Genomic DNA, 18123 nt, shown 5'->3' on the forward strand with positions numbered 1-18123 from the left:
TAGACAGGTAATGGCTTTTGAGGACCTGCTCGAGGATCCAGTCATCCAGAAGTACTTGCACGAGCTGGTCGGTCCCAAAGGGATGCCCGTCGCGGCGGCACCGCCGGACGGGGAAGTAACCGACGAGGAGCTCGCCGAGGAACTCGACCTCGAGTTGAACGACGTGCGCCGGGCGCTGTTCATTCTCTACGAGAACGACCTGGCGACGTACCGTCGGCTCCGGGACGAGGATTCGGGGTGGCTCACCTACCTCTGGACCTTCGAGTACGACAACATTCCGGAGAATTTAGAAGAGGAGATGTACCGGCTCCACGAGGCCCTGGAGGACCGCCGGGAGTACGAGCGCAACCACGAGTTCTACCTCTGTGAGATCTGCTCGATCCGCTTCGAGTTCGGCGAGGCGATGGACTTCGGCTTCGAGTGTCCCGAGTGTGGCTCGCCGGTCGAATCGATGGACAACGACCGACTCGTCAACGCGATGGACGATCGACTCGAGGCACTCGAGGACGAACTCAACATCGACGCGGAAGCCTGATGGTCGTACTCGCAACCAAACTGTACGTCGAGGGTGACGCCCGTGATCGAGCACTGGACTCGCTGCGATCGCTCGTCGACAACGAGATCGGCGACCTCGACGTCGAGTACGAGGTCGGGATCCGCCACGACGACTTCCCGTCGGTGACGATCGACGGCGACGACGCGGTCGTCGCACGAAACGTCCTGCGGGAGGAGTTCGGCGAGATCGTCCCCGACCTCGAGGCCGGCGAGACCTACGTCGGCACGCTCGAGTCGTGGGACGACGACGGGTTCGCCCTCGACGCCGGGCAGGGCGAGGGAGTCCGCATTCCGGCGGCCGAACTCGGACTCGGTCCCGGGTCCCCGGGCCAGATCCGGGAGCGGTACGGACTGGTCCAGCACGTGCCGCTGCGGTTCGTGTACGAGGATCCGGACGCGGAAGGGAAATCGCGGCTCGCCGACGAGGAAGTCGATCGGCTCTACGAGTGGACTCGCGGCACCGGACGGCTCAACGTCAACAGCGCGACGCGCGCGGAGGTGCGGGCCACGCTCAACCGGGCCGGACACGCCCAGGACTACGTCACCGTCGAGCGACTCGGGTTGCTCGAACAGAGCGTCCTCTGTACCGAAGATACCGATCCGCCGGGCCTCCTCGCGAGCGTCGGCGAGTACCTGCCGGCGGAACTGCGATGTGTCGTCCCCTAGCATGAACCGACGGTTCGCTCTCGCCATCCTCGCGGTCGCACTCCTCGTGTCGATAGCCGGCTGTTCGACGATCTTCGGCGGTATCTCCGACGAGGAACTCGACCGCGACGAGGAGTACGACGACCTCAGGGACAGCGACGCCGACGTCGCGATCGACGTCGAGGGTGGCGGACTGATCGGGGACGGCGAGTTCCGCGCGGTCTACGATCTCAACGAGACCGACGAACTCTCGCTGTACCGCTCGTCGTTCTACCGGGACGAGGCCTTCGATATCCACAGCGTCCGGTACTGGTATCCCAACGGGACGGTACTGACGGGCTCGGAACTCGACGTCGACCAGGGCCGATCGAGTACCGAGGTCGCCGTGCCGGACGGTAACGGCACCCTCGCGTTCTCGGGAGACGCGGGCAGCAAGACCTTCCGTCTGCCGGCGTTCGTGACGGGATCCTACGAGGTGACGCTCCCGGAAGACCACCGGACGACGAACTTCCTGTTCGGCGACGTCAATCCGGGCGGCTACGAGCGTGAGACGGTCGACGGCGACCGGGAACGACTGGTCTGGGAGGAGGTGGATAGCACGATCTCGATTCGGTTCTATCACGCCCGGGACATCACGCTGTTCGCCGGGCTCGTGGGAACGGTCGTCCTGCTCGGCGGTGTCGGGATCGGCTACTACTACCGGAAGGTCAAACGACTCCGCGAACAGCGAGAGGAACTGGGGTTAGACGTCGACGTGGAGGACGATTCGGACGACGGCCCGCCGCCAGGCTTGCGGTAGCCCGTCGGTCTTCGACGACCCGGACCCGTTCACGGCGACGGTGGCGGTGCCGGCGGTCCACGGATCCGCTGCTGACGTCGGCGTCTCCACCCCGTTCACGCCGAGGACGGTCGCGGGATCGCCGCTGCGACGCCAGAATCGATCGGAGCGATCGATCGGTTCTGTCAGCGATCTCGACTGCGTTGGGAGTCAACGTTTTATTGATGGAATGTGATAAACGGATAGGAACATGGCCCCGGATCTGCCTGAAAAGCTTCTCGGAATCAATATCGACGACGCCGACGAGCAAGGTGGGGAGTCGGACGGATCGGAGGACGAGGATTCACACCAGCGGTTCGTCTTCGTCGGAATCGGTGAACACAGATTCGCACTCCCGGTCGACGAGGTGAAGACGATCACGAAGGTCCCGGAGGACCTGACACGGGTGCCCCGCTCGCCGCCCGCGATCGAGGGCGTGACGGATCTCCGGGGCGACATCACTGTGGTGGTCGAACCGCGCGTCCACTTCCCGGTGACGGACGATCGACCGGAACGCGAACGGTTGCTGGTCTTCGATCGGACCGCGGACCAGCAGTCGGCGGCGATCCGGATCGACGAGGTGATCGGAGTCGATAGCATCCCGGAACGGGACGTCCTCGACGAGACGGTCGTCGAGGAGCGTGACCTGTCGGGCGACGCCCTCGAACATCCGCTCGTCGAGGCGCTGGTCGAACAGCAGCGCGAACCGGAGATCACTGCCGGGAACGTGGTCGCCACGGAGGCGACGGCCGACGAGGGAAGCGGCATCGACACCGGGGCTCCGACCGGGCCGGGTGGTGTAACCGCGCTGTCGTCGCGGGGCCAATCGGTCGGGAGGGGAATCGACGCTATCGGTGAGACGTTCGATATCGACGCCGAGGAGGGCGAAGAAGAGACAGTCGAGTCGGAGGAACGGACCCGGGAGATTCTCGTCGAGGTGACTGCAGTGATCGACGTGGACAAACTCCTGTTAGCGTCGGGCCACACCGCATGAGGCCCAGAGATGGTAGCTCAGATGTCGGGGTTTGAGGCGGCTCTCTCAGCCGTATTCGACGTTTATCACGACTGATAATCGAGAGACAGCATTTATGGTAGTTGTATTTCTATCAGCGGTTGGTGTACTACTGAATGTCGACAGGGGTGCTCATCGTGGACGACTCTCATTTTATGCGGAATTTACTCCGTCAGATCCTCGAACAGGATTACCGCATTCTCGGAGAGGCGTCCAACGGCGCTGAAGCAGTCAAACTGTACAAAGAACACGATCCGGACATCGTGATGATGGACATCGTGATGCCGAAATGTAACGGCATCAAGGCTACCGCGGCGATCAAGAAACTCGATCCTGACGCGCGCGTCATCATGTGTACGAGTGTCGGTCAGCGAGAGAAGATGAAACTCGCCGTGAAAGCCGGCGCGGACGGCTACGTCACGAAACCGTTCGAAGAACCCAGCGTCAGAAAGGCCCTCTCCGACGTCGTTGCTGCATGACGGGAGTACTCGTTGTCGACGACTCGCAGTTTATGCGGACAGTCATCGGCAACGCGCTCACCGACGCTGGCTACGACGTCGAAACGGCATCGAACGGCTCGCAGGCGATCGAGGCTGTCGCGGAGTACGATCCGGACGTCGTGACGATGGACGTCGAGATGCCCGAACTGGGTGGGATCGACGCCGTCGAGCGGATTATGGCGACGAACCCGACGCTGATTCTCATGCTCAGCGCGTATACCGAATCGGACTCGGAAGCGTCCCTCGACGCGCTAGAGCGCGGTGCAGTGGACTTCCTGCACAAGCCGGATCCCGGCAACCCGGAGTCGAAGAACATCGCACACCTCGCGGAGGAAGTCGTCGACAAGGTCGACGAACTCGCGGGCGCGGACGTGTCGTCGCTCGCTCTCGCCCGGGCCGCGGCAGCCGTCCACTCGACGGGCCGCGCCGGTACGACGGAGGCCGGTGGCGGTGTAGCGTCCGCGCGCACTGCAGGCACCGCCACCGAAGCCGGTCCGGCATCGATTCCCGAACCCGGTCCCGATCCGGGACCGGCGGGTGCCGACGAGGAGACCGAACCGGTTCCGATCGGCGGCGATCCGGAAGCCGATCCGACCATCGTGATCGGTGCGTCCACCGGCGGTCCGAAGATCGTCGAACGGCTGTTCACACGGTTTCCGGCGGCCCTGGGTGCGAAGATTCTCGTCGTCCAGCACATGCCAATCGGCTTTACCGGCCGGTTCGCCGATCGACTCGACTCGCTGAGCGAGTACGACGTCGGTGAAGTGTCGGACGGCGATCGAATCGGACCCGGCGAGGCGGTCGTCGCACCCGGCGATCACCACCTCGAAGTGACGGGAAACACCGACGGCACCGTCGGACTTCGACTGGACGACGGGCCGCGGATTCACGGCGTTCGGCCGGCTATCGACGTGACGATGGAGACGGCCGCCGAAGCGGTCGACGGCCCGCTCTGTGGCGTTGTGCTGACCGGAATGGGGCGTGACGGTGCCGCCGGCGTCGAGGCGATCAAGACTGCCGGTGGCTACACCATCGCCCAGGACGAGGCGACGAGTCCGGTCTTTGGCATCCCCTGTCAGGCGATCGAAACAGGTTGTATCGACGACGTCGCCCCCGCAGACGAAATCGTCGAACAGATCGTCGACGCGTTTGCAACGGACGGTGAGAACGATGACTGATTATGTGACCGACTTCGTTCAGGAGAGCGACGAACAAATCACGGAGTTGAACAACGCACTGCTCACGCTGGAACGCGATCCCGACGACGACGAGGCGATGGAGAACATCTTCCGTATCGCCCACACGCTCAAGGGGAACTGCGGTGCGATGGGCCTCGAGTCGGCCAGCGATCTCGCCCACGCGATCGAAGATCTCCTCGACGCAGTCCGGACCGGCGCCCTCGACGTGACGCCGGAGTTGATGGACGTCGTCTTCGACGCCGTCGACGAACTCGAGACGATGATCGACGAGGTCGAGGCGACCGGCGAGATCGAGACCGATCCGTCGGCGACCATCGAGGCGCTCCGGAGCCAATTCGAGAAGCCGTCCGGGTCCCCGTCGATCGACCCGCCGAGCGAGAGCGAGATCGACGACGTCCTCGCGCGGTTCGATCCGCCGGCCGACGATGACCACGATGCGTATTTCGTACGGCTCGCGATCACTCCGGACGACGAGGTCAACAACGGGGCGCTGGTCGTCGAGGCACTCATCGACGCGTTCGACCTGATCGGGACCGATCCCGGGCGCGATCGGATCGACGCCGACAGGTACGGCGGGAGCTTCGACGCCGCCTTCGGCAGCGCCGTCGGCGAGAGCGCGATCAGGTCCGGGCTGGAACCGGTCGACGAGGTCGCTGACTTCGAAATCGTCAACGTAACCGGTCGATTCGACGCGGCCGGCGCATCCGGGTCCGACGCGAGGGCCGAAGGCACCGCTCTCGGGTCCGGGACCGACGCCGAAGACGGGGACTCCTCCGACGAACTCTCCAACGAAGAGGCCCAGAATCTCGACGTCGACGAACTGCTCGACGAGTTCGACGAGTTCGACGACCTGGACGAGAAGGTCGAAGAACTCGAGGACGACGACCTGGAGCCGTTCGAGAATATGGGCGACGCCGGGTCCTTCGACGACCTCCTCGACGAGCACGACACCGACGCGGGGCCAGGCGAGCCATCGGTCGATGCCGGGCCCCAGGAAGACGGATCGGCGGTCGACGACGCGGCCGAGGGGGCCGACGACGAAGTCGACGACGCCAGTGCGGTCTTCGAGGAACTGAAAGACGAGGTCGAGATGGTCGGGTTCGACGAACTCCAGGACGAACTCGAGGAACTGGAGTTCGACGAGTTCGACGACGAAGACGAGGTCGAGATGGACGACCTGCTCGGTGACGACGTCGACCTCGACGACGACTCGTTCCTTCTGGACGACCCGTCGGACGAGGCGATCGACGACGTGCTCGTCGACGCGGATTCGTCGGTCGAAGCCGACGACGCACTGGTCGCTGACTCGATCGAGTCCGCGGACAGCACAGAGACTACGACCGAATCTGACGGCGCGGTCGACGAATCCGGACCGGATCCGGATCCCGCCTTCGACGGTGACGAGTCCGCGGAAGCGGAGGCGTCGGCCGATCGATCGATCGACGATGCCTCGGCCGAAGACGACTCCGAACCGACAGCCGACGAGCAGACGGCCGACGAATCGGCCGAAGACGACTCCGCCCAGGACGACGGACCCGAAGACGCACCGACAGCCGACGAAACCCACGACGCACCTGCCGCCGGTTTCGACGATGCGGACGACGAGTTCGCGGGTACGACGGCTGTCGCGGACGACGCCTCCGGAACCGCGGACGAAGACGATGGGGATGCCGTCGCGGACGACGACCCCTTCGAAGACGACGCCGCTGGGACGGATTTCGACGACGAAGTCGCGGAGTACGATGACGGATCCTTCGAGACGACCGGGGCCGACTTCGAGGGGGCCGACGCGAGCGCGATCGATTCGACGGACTTCGCGGTCGACGAGGAGGACGAGTTCGGCACCGATGCGGCCGACGACACGTTCGCCGACGAGCCGTTCGAGGACGACACGGCCGACCAATCGATCGCGGACGACGAGTTCGATACGACGGAGGCGTCGTTCGACGCGGCCGACGCGTCGGTCGATTCCTTCGGGGCCGACGCAGTCGACACGGACGGCGACGACGTCGTCAGGATCGTCGACGAACCGGACCTCGAGATTCCGGACATCACCGTTCCGGAACCGTCCGATCGGCCGGACGCCGAGGAGCAGACCGGCGAAATTCAGTCGATCCGCGTCGACGTCGAACAGATCGACTCGCTGCTGACGCTCGTCGAGGGACTGGTCACGAGTCGCGTCCGACTCCGGCACGCGATCGATGAAGGGGAGGACTTGCAGACGATCGCGAAGGAACTCGACGATCTGGAGGACCTGACGACTGACCTCCAGGAGACGGTGATGGACGTCCGTCTCGTGCCGCTGGAGACGGTCGCAAACCGTCTGCCACGCGTGGTGCGCGACATCGCGCGCGAACAGGACAAGGAGGTCGCGTTCGAGATGACCGGCGAGAACGTCGAACTCGATCGCAGCATCCTCGATCGGATCGGCGACCCGCTCATTCATCTGGTTCGCAACGCCGTCGACCACGGGATCGAGCCACCCGAAGCGCGGGAGGAAGCCGACAAGCCCCGGGAGGGGACCGTGGCGGTGACCGCCGATCGATCGCGTGACCGGGTCACGATCACGGTCTCCGACGACGGGAGTGGCCTCGATCCGGATCGCCTGCGATCCGAAGCCGTCGCGGCGAACCTCCTCTCCGAGGACGAGGCGGCCGACCTCTCGGACGACGAGGTGTACGAACTCATCTTCCATCCCGGCCTCTCGACGGCCGACGAGGTGACGGACGTCAGCGGCCGCGGCGTCGGGATGGACGTCGTCAACCGGACGATCGAGGACCTGGAAGGGACGGTCGAGATCGACAGCGAGGAAGGTGCCGGGACGACGGTGACGATGACGCTGCCGGTGTCGGTCGCGATCGACGACATCCTCTTCGTCGAGTGTGGCGGCGAGGAGTTCGGCGTCCCGACCAAGGCGGTCGACGACGTCGAAGATGCGACCGTGATCGAGATCGTCGACGGGGAACCCGTCCTCTCCGACGAGGGCGACGAGGGTGAGGGCGATGACTGTCCCGTCGTGCAACTCGACGAGTTGCTCGACACCCCACGTGCCGGTGCCAACGGCAACGGAATGGTCGTTCGGATCCGCGACGAGGTACGGCCGATCGCGCTACACTGTGATCACGTACACGGCCAGCAGGAGGTCGTCGTCAAGCCCTTCGAAGGCTTCATGCGTGACATCCCCGGACTCAGTGGGGCAACGGTGCGGGGTCGGGGAGAGGTAGTCAACATCTTGGACGTGACGACACTATGAACGAACACGAACACCTACGGAGGAATCTATGACGATGAAAGTCGACATTCGGAAGCTGAGTTTCATCAACGAAATGGCAAAGGTCGGTACGAACGGCGTCGCCGACAACATGAGCAAACTGACGGGCGAGGACGCCCAGATGGAGGTCACGAAGACGAACTTCATCGACGTCGACGACATCGGGAGTCAACTCGAACCCGGGAAACGGGTCGGCGTCCGCGTCCGACTGCTCGACCCGCCCCACGGCCACATCCTCGTCCTGTTCCCTGAGGCGAGCGCGAAGAAGATCACGGCGATCATGCTTCGAGACGTCGTCGACGACATGTCCGACGTCTCCGGCAAGATGGCCAGAAGCGCCGTCGAGGAGATGGGCAACATGATGGCGAGTGGCTTCATCGACGGCTGGGCCGACGTGCTCGGGCGTGCGATCGATATCGCTGCACCGCAACTGGTGTACGCGCCGGCGGGTGATATCGTCACCCGGACGGCCAGTCTCGGCGGTGACGACCTCGCGCTGTTCTTCGACTCCGATCTGACCGTGCCGAGCTACCAGATCGAAGCGGAGATCTACGCGTTCCCGGACCTGGGAGAGTTCGTCGAAATGGTCAACGGTATCGAAGTCCAGCCCGCATGAAACTCGACGTCAACGCGCTCGGGACGTTCTACCGAATGGCTCGCGAGGGCGCGGGCCTTGCTGCCGGCCGGCTGACACACATGACCGACGTCGAGACGCAGGTCGGAGTCACGAAACTCAACTTCATGCGCGGGCGGGAGATCCGTCGTGATTTCGACGACTCGACCGAGAAGGTCGGCATTCGCGTCAAACTCACGGGTGCCATCGAGGGCTACTCCGTGGTGATCTTCGAACGCGAGAACGCGCTCCGACTCGTCGAGACCCTTCTCTCGGAGGCCGACGGCGTCGAGTTCGACGAGATGACCCGCAGCGCCGCCACCGAGGTCGGCCACATCATGAACAGCGGGTTCATCGACGGCTGGGCCGACGTGCTGGAGGCCGTGATCGACGTCTCGACCCCCACGTTCGTCGAGGGCCAGTCCGCGGAACCGTTCTTCGGCGACGTCACGGGCGTCCCCGCCGACGACGACCTCGCCTTGCTCTTCCAGAGTCGGATCGAGACGGTCGGCACCGAGGTCGGGTTCAGCCACTACCTGTTCCCGAAACGGGAGTCGATGTCCCGCCTCTTGGAACAGCTTCGGACGAGCGACGGGATCGATTACGACAAACTCGACGGCTTCGATCGGATGGCGGAGCGTGGTGCCGAAGAGGTCGCCAAGACGGCGACGACCCTGACCGGGATCGACACCAGCGTCGAGATTCGCCAGTTGAACTTCGTCTCGCTCGAGGCGATCCCCGAGCAGGTCGCGGACGAGAAACTCGTCGGCGTCGCCTTCGAGTTCGACGGGATGCCGAGTGGCTATCTCGTCTTCATGTTCGACGAGGAGTCGGCACACGAGATCGTCGACGCGATGGTCCCGACGGAGGTCGACGAGGACGGCTTCGGCGAGATGGCGATCAGTGCGATCACGGAACTGGCAAACATCATGGCCAGCGGCTTCCTCGACGGCTGGGCGAACGTGCTCGATACGACGATCGACCACTCGACGCCGGAGTTCATCCACGACATCGGCGCGGCAGCAGTCGATCCCGTCATCATCCAGCTCGGGGAGAATCAGGACTTCGCGTTCGTCTTCGATACCCTCGTCGTGGCCGACGGCCGCAAGTTCAACTGCCAGGTGTACGCCATCCCCGACGAAGACGACCTCGAACGGGCGCTGAACGATCTCGACGTCGATCGAATCGAGGAGGCACCGACGACCGCGGAGTTTCAGGAAGTCGATAACGTATGAAGACGTACGGCACAGAACCAGGTGCACCGACGCCGGTCCAGGTCGGCATCTCCGAACTGGTGGTCAGCGAAGGCGACGACACGCTCAAGTCCTACGGGCTCGGTTCGTGTCTCGCGATCGCACTGTACGACGGTGACTCGGAAATCGGCGGCCTCGCACACACCATGTTACCCGACGGCGACGAGGCGGAAAACAGCGACGTCAAACCCGGGAAGTACGCAGACACCGCGATTCGCGCGCTGTTGCGCCGGATGGTCGAGCAAGGGGCCAACTACACGACCGTCGAAGCCAAGATCGCGGGTGGCAGTGACATGTTCGAGTTCGAAAGCTTCGGCGACGGTGTCGGACAGCGAAACATCACCGCCGCCAGGGACGAACTCGAGAAACTCGGGGTCCCTCTCGTGGCGGAGGACGTCGGCGGTGACCACGGCCGCACCGTCGAATTCACGCCGGGATCGGGGGCACTCGTCGTGAAGACCTCCGCCGACAGCGAGAACGGAGTGACCGAACTGTGAGCGACGATCGCGACAGGGCCTTCACCGAACTGCTCGAGTACGTCGAAGACGAACTGGCGTTCGCGACGAGCCACTACAACGATAGCTATCTGGATCGGCGCATCTCCTCTCGGATGCGTCGCTCGCAAACCGACACGTACGACGAGTATTTCGATCTGTTACGGGACGATCCGGACGAACAGGAGGCGTTGCTCGATTCGATGAGCATCAACGTCACCGGCTTCTTTCGCAACCCCGACGTCTGGGCCGGCATCCGCGAGGTGCTCCGATCGCTGTCGGCGGCCAACGACACCGTCCGTATCTGGAGTGCCGCCTGCGCAGACGGTCGGGAACCGTACTCGCTGTCGATGCTCGCCCACGCCGATCCCGACATCGACGAAGCCGCCGTCAGCATCCTCGGCACCGACATCAGCACGCCGGCGCTCGAGACGGCACGGCAAGGCGTGTACGAAGAATCCCGGACCATCGATCTGGCCGATCAACTCGACTTTCTCGACGAGTACACCGAGTACGTCGACGTCGACGGCAGACGGTACGAGATCGGGGCCGGCGTGAAGAAAACCGTCACCTTCGAACGCCACGACCTGATCAACGACGAACCCAAGTCAGGGTTCGATCTCGTCGTCTGTCGGAATCTGTTTATTTACATCGACAACGCGTACAAACAGCCTATGCTCAGGACGATCTCGCGATCCCTCCGCCCGGAAGGCTACCTCGTCATCGGCAAGGCGGAGACGATCCCGCCGAACCTCAAGTCGGCGTTTTCCGTGCGCGATGCTCGACTCCGCATCTACCAGCGTGACCCCGCCGACGCCGAGGCCGAACCCAGCAGGGGCCGTGCCGACACCAGTTCAGGCTCCTGACTCGTTTTCGGCCCCGGAGACAGACGTCCGGTGGGCCTGTGACCCGATCGTCGATAGCGTCGCGGCAGGCGGTAATCAGTACGTCGCGTCAGACCGATCGACCCGTCGAGAGACGCGTAGAGCCGATCGATCCGGAGCCGTGAGCCCCCGGAGGGCCGTCCGCGGCTATACGTGAATCGAGTCGCCGGGAAAAACGCCGACACGTAGCTGACTGGCCGACCGGTCGCGTGCTGGCTACTGGTCGTCCTCGGGGGTTCCGAAGGAGAAGACCTCGTCCGACTCGGTCGGTTCGTCGGAGCTATCGAGGTCGTGGGCACCGGTTTCGGCCGAGGTGTCGGCCGTGGAGTCGTCGCCACTGCCGAGGGGTATTGGATCCCCGGCTTCGGACTCGAGCGGTGTCGAGTCGCCGGCTGCGAGCCCGTTTCCGCTCGTTGTTCCGTCGGCATCCAGCTCCGGCTCGGTATCCGTGTCGAACCGGTCCAGCGCCTCCGAGAGCTGTGCTGCCTGACTCGCGAGGTCGCTGGCGCTCTCGGATACCTCGGTGAGTGCGGACGTCTGCTCTTCGGCTGCGGCGGCCACGTTGTCGGTCTCGGTGGTCGTCTCCTCCGAGATCGTCGCGACTTCGTCGACCATTGCCACGACTTCCTGAGTCGATGCGGCCTGCTCTTCAGTCGCGGCCGAGATCTCCTGGACGCCGTTGTTGGTTTCCTGAGCGTAGTCGGCGATCTTCTCGAGCGCGTCCGCGGCTTCTTCGATCGAGTCGGTGTGTTCGGCGACGCGCGAACTCGTCAACTGGACCTCTTCGGCGGTCCGCTCGGTCTGTTCCTGGATGCGTTCGAGGCGGCCCTCGATGTTCTCCGCCGCCTCTTTCGTCTCATCGGCGAGATCCTTGACCTCACCGGCGACCACCGAGAACCCTTCGCCGGAGTTCGACGAGCGCGAGGCCTCGATGTTGGCGTTCAGCGCCAGCATGTTCGTCTGCTCCGCGACTTCGGAGATGAACTCGATCAGTTCGTCGATCTGGGCCATCTCCTCCTCGAGACGTTCGATCTCCGTGACGGCCTGTTCGGACTCGTCTTCGATCTCGTTCATTCCCTCGATCGCCTCCTGGGCGGCCTGTTGCCCACGGCGACCGGTCGTGGCGGTCCGTTCGGCGATGTCGGCGACCTGGTTCGAGGACGCCGCGATCTGTTCGATCGTCGTCGAGAGCCCGTTCATCTCGTGGTTGACCGACTGCAGGCTTTCGTTCTGGCGATCGGCACCGCGGGCGATCTCCTGGACGGAGTCGGTGACCTGCTCGGATGCGGATCTGACCTCCTCGCTGGAGGCCGTCACCTGCTCGGATGCCGTCGCGACCCTGGTGGCGAAGGCCTTGAGTTGCCCCGTCGTCCGTTCGATCTCCCCGATCATCTCGTTGAACTCGCGGGCGATCGCTTCCATCGCCTCGCTCTCGCTCTCGGGTTCCATCCGGGCGGTGAGGTCGCCGTCGGCACACTCCCGCATGACGTCGCTGTACTCGTCGGCTTTCGACTCGAGGTGGCGGTTGATCGCCTCGGTCTCGGCGCGGGCCCGTTCGGCTTCCTCGCGTGCCTCGTGGGCCGTCTGGATCTGGGTTTTCAGCGAGTCGCGCATGCTACCGAAGCCGGCGTACAGCCGACCGATACTGTCGATGCGGTCGGACTGGAACTCGACGTCGAGATCCCCCTCTTTCATCCGTTCGGCTTTCGAGGTCAGCCGATCGATCGACCGGGACGTGTTCCGTCCCATCACGCCGCCGACCAGCATGACGAGGAAGATGCCGGCGATCGAGGCGAAGATGCCGTAGGTACTCACGTCGTTGACGATCCCGTAAGCGTCGGGCTTGGAGGAGTGGATCACGACGTAAAAGTTGCTGTCCTCTTTGACCTGGGCCGTCGTCGCGAGGAACTCCTCGTCGTGGTGGTCCTCGTCGACCGACCGGGTCAGCGGCTCCACCGGGGTCCCCATCTCGTACAGTTCGGCCTCCAACCCGACCTCGTTGAAGTCGATCGCGTCGTTCTCGTAGTTCTCGAAGAAGGCCTCGCCGGACGTGTCCATGACGACGACGTCCTCGGAACGCGCGATCGGTTCGTCGTCTCTCGCTCGATTCTCGTCGATCATAGCGCTCGCATCGCCGGCGTAGACCGCGTAGGTGGCGCTCCCTTCGCCCGTGATCATCTCGTTGACGTAGTCGTACGTGTCGATGACGACGATGACGATCTCTCCTTGCGATTTGTTGACGTACGACGCATAGAAGAGGGCCGCCGTCTCGCCGTCGTGTGCGTATCCGATGATCGGTTCGGACTCGAGTCCGCCCTCACGCTGTTGGACGGCCGCGGGATCGATCGCCGCCCACGTCTCGTTCGTGTCGAGGATCGTTCCCCCGTCGAGTTCGTCGTTGGTGCTGTGTGGAATCGTCCCGGTCGACATATCCACGTGGTGGATATCGACGATTCCCTCTTCTTCGGCTGCTCTCGAGTCGAGATACGCGTTTACGTCGTCGGCGTTCTGAACGCCGCTGGCGACGTCACTGGCGAAGAACTCGTTCCGTTCGCTCCACTGTTCGATGTTCCGCGCCTCCTGTGCTGCGAGTTGTTTCTGGTCATCGTGGACCTGTTCCTGGACCTCTCCTGCGACCAGTTCCGTCCCAACGTACCCGATCGCCCCCACCGATAGGCCCAGAAGAAGCAACACCAGTGCGAACTTGAGTGCGTAGCTCTTCCGGACGAAATCAGGTACGACGCTCCGAACCGGGCCAGACATATAGTACCTAGACCCTCTCGACAAACAATAAATCCTCTCCCACGATTATCACGGGTGAGAACTATTCACTAATTTCAACGTGTACTGATAGATGACCGGTCCTTACATGAACATGCTTCGAGTAACTCCATTGAATGACTGATCTCGACCTCCGCTCGTTTGCGAACCGTTACCGGGCGCTGGTCGACACCTCGCCGCCGACCACTCGACGAGAAACGCGTGCCTGGATCGTCGACCCTCTCCTCGAAGCGCTCGGCTGGGACGTCCACGCCGACTCGTGTCTGACCGGCCGGACCGTGGACGGAACCCGCTTCGAGTACGTCTGTACGATCGATTCGATCCCTGCCCTGTTCGTCGCCGTCGAACCCTTCTCCGGGTCGCTAGAGCAGGACCGCGCATCGGCGATTTATCGGACGATGGCCTGGACGGGTGTCGATCGAGCGATCTACACGAACGGCCGTCACGTGGCGTTGCTCGCCCGGTCGAGCGACGTCGGCCAGAGTACGTATCAGCTCTCTGCGATCGACGACCACGAGTCGTCACTGACACATTACACGACCGATCGGATCGGCCGCCGTCTCGAACGCCACTCGCGTGATCACGTCGCCCGACAAATCGCCATCGACCGATCGGCACTGGTCGATTCGATCGTCGACGAACTCGTGGCCATCGGCGGGTCGACCTACGAGAGCGAGTTCGAGTCCGAAACCGACCGCTTTCTCGAGCGACTCGTCGCCTCGTTCGCCACGGACGCCACGACCCGTCCCGCGGCCGACGGATCGGACGCCGACGCGGGCGTGTCCATTCAGTTTACCGAACCGACGCCCGAGACGGACGACGCGACCCAGTCCGGTACCTCTCCTCGAGACGACTCGACTGAAGCGTCACAGACGGACGCGGACGCCGCCGATCGATCGGGAGACACGGCAGCCACGGACGCGATCGAGGAGGACGATGCACCGTCGAGGTCGACAGCCGCTGCCGACGGCGACACCGCCGAGGGTACTGAGGGCGACGACGTCGGCAGCGCCACTGACGTCAGTGCCTCCGCCGACAGCGCCGACGTCGGCAGCGCCGCTGACAGCAGTGACGACGGCAGTGCCGACAACGACAGCGCCGACGTCGGCAGTGATGACGAGGTCAGCGCCGAGGACGGCAGTGGTACCGACTACGTCGTCCGATTCTTCAACGAACGCGGCTCGATCGGGGCGATCGGTCATTCGACCTCGGACCGCGCACTCGTTCACGCCGCCGAGTACTGTTTCGAACGCGGACTTTCCGGCGTCGACGTTCCCTGGAGCCCCGACGACAGCGACAGCACCGCGCTGAACGATCAACCGGTTCACGCCGACGGCTCCCCGATGGCTGCGGCCCAGCAACTCTCGAACGGACTCTATCTCAACACCGGCGGAAGCGTCGACGATCGCGCCGCCCGCGTCGCGGCGCTGGCGTCCCGATCGGGATTACGGGCGATGCTGACGGGTGACTGGGAGGACGATCGGAACTGAGAGGGATTCGCGTCGCCACCGGAATTCCGGCTGCTCCTGACTGCGGGCGTTCCTGACTGCTCCCGCTCCTGGCTGCGGATCTCGGTTCCGCGCGCGACCGTCGCCATCCGGACGCATCTCTCTGTGCGCCACGTGATGAACGGCCGCTAGCCAGCGTAACCGGGAGAAAACTGCCGGACGTGGTGAGCGACGGATCAGTACTCGATCTCCGCGGTGACGATCTGCACTTCGAGGTCCTCGACGTCGCAGGTGTACCCCGGGTCGTCCTCGTCCCGGGTCCACCCGCCCCGTTCCAGCGTCTGGTTCCACCCGTCCTGATACGGGCCATCGTCGACGACGATCCGTATCTCGTCGGCAGTCGGGTCGATCTCGGACATGTCGGTGTGTCGCGTCGTACTCGTTTCGACGATCGTGAACCCGACGCTGTCGCTGCTCTGGAACGATCGTTCGCCGTCGTGATCGAGGACCAGGAGCGAGATGACGGCGGTGTCGCTCTCGGGAGTACACCGCACTTGCGGTTGTTTGATCGCGAAACTGTAGTCTCCACTCCGGCGGAACACACCACCGCCTTCGTACGCGACCGTGGCCGATTCGCCCTCATACGCGAGCGCCCCGAGTTCCGTACTGTTTGCCACGGACGTATCGGATCCGTTCCAACCAGTTGCGACGTGTATGGTGGTGTTCTCACCACCGGTTCTGATCGTGCCGCCACGGAGCGTCAGTTCGCCGTACCGCCGCTCGACGCCGTCGTACCGCAGCACGTCGTTGAAGTTGTCCCCAAGGGAGGTCATCCCGCGTTGTGCGTTGCTGAGCTGTTCGTTCTCCCGGTAGTCGTCCATCGCCTGGAACCCGGTGGTGTACAACACCCCCACCGAACTGAGGATGATCGCGAAGACGAGGATGAACGCGATCACCTCCGTGACGCCACGCTCCCTGTCCCCCTGTGCGTCCGCAGCCGTCCCGAGCGGTGTTCCTGGCTCGTTCATGACGTACCACTCTCGATCGTGAGATGGTCCTGACTCTTGTCGTATCTGATCTCGATCAGTCCACCGGATGCCGAACTCTCGTGCTCGACGTCCGTATCGACTTTCAACGGCACGTACATCTCCACGTCCGCACTGGAGGCGGTCAGACGCAGACAGTCGGTGCTGTCGGTGAGCAGGGGCGCGTCACCGCAGACGTCCTCTTCCGCGGCGAGTAACTCGACCGTGTAACCCGATCCTGCAACCGTCCGTGGATGTTCGGTCGTGAGCGTGACGTTCTCGTCGCTGTCCGTCGCGATCGCGTCGACGTTCGCAATCTCTCCCGCCAGCCGTTCCCCGATCGTCTCGAGGGATCGATCGGCGCTCCGATCGGTCTCCGTGTCCAGCATCGCACCGGAACTCGTCAACAGCAGGCCGATGAGGATCGTAGTGATCCCGATCGTCAGAACGTGGGTGATCGCGATCGACATCCCCCGTTCGGAGCGAGATCGCTCGCCGAGTAGTGGTCGTCTCATTCGATCTCACTCCGTCTCCGGACAGTTCTCGGGTTCGATTTGCAGTTCCGTCGAATAGTCGACGTCGTTCGAACTGTACTGGACTGTCACATTTACTTGTGTCACGTTGTTACTGCCGTCGGTCTGTGGTTCGTCGACCAGACTGACGTTCCGTATCGCTGGTTCCGAGTTAGCAGTCGTGTTCCGGTACATCTCACTGAATTTCTCGACCTGTGTCTCGACTTCGTCACTCGGATTAGTTACGTCGGCGTCCCCGTTCACGTTCTCGGCGAGACACCCGATACCGCGCGCGACCTCTGCTTCCGTCGTCGCCGCATCGCTCGCACTCTGGCTCGTCGCACTCGAGGAGAGCGTCTCGGTGTAGAGAACGCCGTTGAAGACGACGACGACGCCGAGAATGATGAACGCGAGCGTGATGGCTCCGATCAGAATTAGCTGTCCACGGTCGCGGTTCCGCCCCTGATCGCTGTGCTGACTCGTCGTTACCATAGTATCACCCGAACCTCGACGAGAGTGTAGAGGTACTCGCTGTCGGTCTCAGCCGGTGGGATTGGATATTCGTGGTTGTCGTAGGCGTCCTCGAGAGACGATCCGTCACCGGCCGTTACGGTGTCGTCTTCGTACAGCGTCACGACGTGACTCGCCGTGAACGCGTCCGACGGCGGCGATCCCTGGTACACCAGATGCGTACTGTTGAATCCGTCGCCGTCCTCGTTCTCGTAGACGAGTTCGACGTTGTAATTCCAGCCGTCGTTCGTGTACCGATCCTGCAGGAGTTGCCCGAGTCGCGACTGGTTCGCGAACTCCCCGGGTGTGTACGTCTGCACCTCCTGTCCGGGACTGCTGGGCTCGGTCGCGTTGTGGAACTTCTCCTGGGAGGTGTTCCAGTTGCGGACCGTCTCCGACAGGTTTCCGTCCTGACTGGCGACGGAAAGTGCATCCTGTGACTCCTGTTGAAGCTGGGCCTGCACGGTCCGATCGGCCAGTCCGCCGGTGGTCGGCGTGATCACGACCGCCTGGAGCGCGAAGAGGACCGCAAGCAGGAGGATCATCGCGCCGATGAATCCCTCGAGCGTGTACGCCTGTGCGCGGTCCGTCTGTCCTCTCATGA

Annotated in this window: 17 protein-coding genes; 12 read left to right on the forward strand and 5 right to left on the reverse strand. The window is 63.6% G+C overall.

Going from position 1 to position 18123, the window contains the following annotated elements; all coding sequences use genetic code 11:
* Positions 1–10: 10 nt before the first annotated feature.
* From MUG98_RS06190 to MUG98_RS06240, 11 genes are all read left to right on the forward strand, one after another.
* Positions 11–535 (forward strand): transcription factor, encoded by a 525-nt coding sequence (locus MUG98_RS06190; protein ID WP_265111273.1) that lies wholly within the window; start codon positions 11–13, stop codon positions 533–535.
* Complete coding sequence (locus MUG98_RS06195) at positions 535–1221, forward strand: DUF2110 family protein (protein ID WP_265111274.1); 687 nt, start codon at positions 535–537, stop codon at positions 1219–1221. The genes MUG98_RS06190 and MUG98_RS06195 overlap by 1 nt, the downstream gene beginning before the upstream one ends.
* A gap of 1 nt (position 1222) precedes the next feature.
* Positions 1223–1999 (forward strand): DUF5803 family protein, encoded by a 777-nt coding sequence (locus MUG98_RS06200; protein WP_265111275.1) that lies wholly within the window; start codon positions 1223–1225, stop codon positions 1997–1999.
* A 229-nt stretch (positions 2000–2228) separates the two neighbouring features.
* A complete protein-coding gene (locus tag MUG98_RS06205; protein WP_265111276.1) occupies positions 2229–3011 on the forward strand; it encodes a chemotaxis protein CheW in 783 nt (260 codons plus the stop codon).
* A gap of 134 nt (positions 3012–3145) precedes the next feature.
* On the forward strand, positions 3146–3508 hold the full coding sequence (gene cheY / locus MUG98_RS06210; RefSeq protein WP_265111277.1) for a chemotaxis protein CheY: 363 nt from the start codon (positions 3146–3148) through the stop codon (positions 3506–3508).
* A complete protein-coding gene (gene cheB, locus MUG98_RS06215; protein ID WP_265111278.1) occupies positions 3505–4707 on the forward strand; it encodes a chemotaxis-specific protein-glutamate methyltransferase CheB in 1203 nt (400 codons plus the stop codon). Before cheY ends, cheB begins: the two co-directional genes overlap by 4 nt.
* The gene (locus MUG98_RS06220) at positions 4700–7981 is read left to right on the forward strand and encodes an Hpt domain-containing protein (RefSeq protein ID WP_265111279.1); all 3282 of its coding nucleotides are present in this window, start codon (positions 4700–4702) and stop codon (positions 7979–7981) included. The genes cheB and MUG98_RS06220 overlap by 8 nt, the downstream gene beginning before the upstream one ends.
* A gap of 28 nt (positions 7982–8009) precedes the next feature.
* A complete protein-coding gene (locus tag MUG98_RS06225; protein ID WP_265111280.1) occupies positions 8010–8615 on the forward strand; it encodes a chemotaxis protein CheC in 606 nt (201 codons plus the stop codon).
* Positions 8612–9847, forward strand: a complete 1236-nt coding sequence (locus tag MUG98_RS06230; protein WP_265111281.1) for a chemotaxis protein CheC — start codon at positions 8612–8614, stop codon at positions 9845–9847. Before MUG98_RS06225 ends, MUG98_RS06230 begins: the two co-directional genes overlap by 4 nt.
* A complete protein-coding gene (locus MUG98_RS06235) occupies positions 9844–10362 on the forward strand; it encodes a chemotaxis protein CheD (RefSeq protein WP_265111282.1) in 519 nt (172 codons plus the stop codon). The genes MUG98_RS06230 and MUG98_RS06235 overlap by 4 nt, the downstream gene beginning before the upstream one ends.
* A complete protein-coding gene (locus MUG98_RS06240; RefSeq protein ID WP_265111283.1) occupies positions 10359–11225 on the forward strand; it encodes a CheR family methyltransferase in 867 nt (288 codons plus the stop codon). Before MUG98_RS06235 ends, MUG98_RS06240 begins: the two co-directional genes overlap by 4 nt.
* Before the next feature lie 234 nt (positions 11226–11459).
* Here the strand turns inward: MUG98_RS06240 and MUG98_RS06245 are convergent, their stop codons facing one another.
* A complete protein-coding gene (locus MUG98_RS06245; RefSeq protein ID WP_265111284.1) occupies positions 11460–14006 on the reverse strand; it encodes a methyl-accepting chemotaxis protein in 2547 nt (848 codons plus the stop codon).
* 134 nt (positions 14007–14140) lie between these two features.
* Between MUG98_RS06245 and MUG98_RS06250 the strand changes: the two genes are divergently transcribed.
* Positions 14141–15514, forward strand: a complete 1374-nt coding sequence (locus MUG98_RS06250) for a membrane-attack complex/perforin family protein (RefSeq protein ID WP_265111285.1) — start codon at positions 14141–14143, stop codon at positions 15512–15514.
* Positions 15515–15708: 194 nt separating this feature from the next.
* On the opposite strand, the gene MUG98_RS06255 is transcribed toward MUG98_RS06250, so the two are convergent.
* Genes MUG98_RS06255 through MUG98_RS06270 form a run of 4 tightly spaced genes read right to left on the reverse strand, consistent with a single transcriptional unit; the run spans position 15709 to position 18121 of the window.
* Entirely contained in the window at positions 15709–16500 is a 792-nt protein-coding gene (locus tag MUG98_RS06255) for a DUF7289 family protein (RefSeq protein WP_265111286.1), read from the reverse strand.
* Positions 16497–17012, reverse strand: a complete 516-nt coding sequence (locus tag MUG98_RS06260; protein WP_265111287.1) for a DUF7266 family protein — start codon at positions 17010–17012, stop codon at positions 16497–16499. The genes MUG98_RS06255 and MUG98_RS06260 overlap by 4 nt, the downstream gene beginning before the upstream one ends.
* Before the next feature lie 6 nt (positions 17013–17018).
* Positions 17019–17501: a DUF7261 family protein gene (locus tag MUG98_RS06265; protein WP_265111288.1), complete on the reverse strand. Its 483-nt coding sequence runs from the start codon at positions 17499–17501 to the stop codon at positions 17019–17021.
* A complete protein-coding gene (locus MUG98_RS06270) occupies positions 17495–18121 on the reverse strand; it encodes a DUF7288 family protein (RefSeq protein ID WP_265111289.1) in 627 nt (208 codons plus the stop codon). The genes MUG98_RS06265 and MUG98_RS06270 overlap by 7 nt, the downstream gene beginning before the upstream one ends.
* Positions 18122–18123 lie beyond the last annotated feature (2 nt).

The sequence above is a fragment of the Halosolutus halophilus genome (assembly GCF_022869805.1).
GTDB lineage: Archaea > Halobacteriota > Halobacteria > Halobacteriales > Natrialbaceae > Halosolutus > Halosolutus halophilus.

What these genes read in the sequence shown, in the direction of transcription:
- MUG98_RS06195 (WP_265111274.1), top strand. Translation starts at nt 535, where the DNA reads ATGGTCGTACTCGCAACCAAACTGTACGTCGAGGGTGACGCCCGTGAT.
- MUG98_RS06235 (WP_265111282.1), top strand. Translation starts at nt 9,844, where the DNA reads ATGAAGACGTACGGCACAGAACCAGGTGCACCGACGCCGGTCCAGGTC.
- MUG98_RS06200 (WP_265111275.1), top strand. Translation starts at nt 1,223, where the DNA reads ATGAACCGACGGTTCGCTCTCGCCATCCTCGCGGTCGCACTCCTCGTG.
- MUG98_RS06265 (WP_265111288.1), bottom strand. Translation starts at nt 17,501, where the DNA reads ATGGTAACGACGAGTCAGCACAGCGATCAGGGGCGGAACCGCGACCGT.
- MUG98_RS06250 (WP_265111285.1), top strand. Translation starts at nt 14,141, where the DNA reads ATGACTGATCTCGACCTCCGCTCGTTTGCGAACCGTTACCGGGCGCTG.
- MUG98_RS06255 (WP_265111286.1), bottom strand. Translation starts at nt 16,500, where the DNA reads ATGAACGAGCCAGGAACACCGCTCGGGACGGCTGCGGACGCACAGGGG.
- cheB (WP_265111278.1), top strand. Translation starts at nt 3,505, where the DNA reads ATGACGGGAGTACTCGTTGTCGACGACTCGCAGTTTATGCGGACAGTC.
- MUG98_RS06220 (WP_265111279.1), top strand. Translation starts at nt 4,700, where the DNA reads ATGACTGATTATGTGACCGACTTCGTTCAGGAGAGCGACGAACAAATC.
- MUG98_RS06205 (WP_265111276.1), top strand. Translation starts at nt 2,229, where the DNA reads ATGGCCCCGGATCTGCCTGAAAAGCTTCTCGGAATCAATATCGACGAC.
- MUG98_RS06190 (WP_265111273.1), top strand. Translation starts at nt 11, where the DNA reads ATGGCTTTTGAGGACCTGCTCGAGGATCCAGTCATCCAGAAGTACTTG.
- MUG98_RS06230 (WP_265111281.1), top strand. Translation starts at nt 8,612, where the DNA reads ATGAAACTCGACGTCAACGCGCTCGGGACGTTCTACCGAATGGCTCGC.
- MUG98_RS06270 (WP_265111289.1), bottom strand. Translation starts at nt 18,121, where the DNA reads ATGAGAGGACAGACGGACCGCGCACAGGCGTACACGCTCGAGGGATTC.
- MUG98_RS06260 (WP_265111287.1), bottom strand. Translation starts at nt 17,012, where the DNA reads ATGAGACGACCACTACTCGGCGAGCGATCTCGCTCCGAACGGGGGATG.
- MUG98_RS06245 (WP_265111284.1), bottom strand. Translation starts at nt 14,006, where the DNA reads ATGTCTGGCCCGGTTCGGAGCGTCGTACCTGATTTCGTCCGGAAGAGC.
- MUG98_RS06225 (WP_265111280.1), top strand. Translation starts at nt 8,010, where the DNA reads ATGACGATGAAAGTCGACATTCGGAAGCTGAGTTTCATCAACGAAATG.
- cheY (WP_265111277.1), top strand. Translation starts at nt 3,146, where the DNA reads ATGTCGACAGGGGTGCTCATCGTGGACGACTCTCATTTTATGCGGAAT.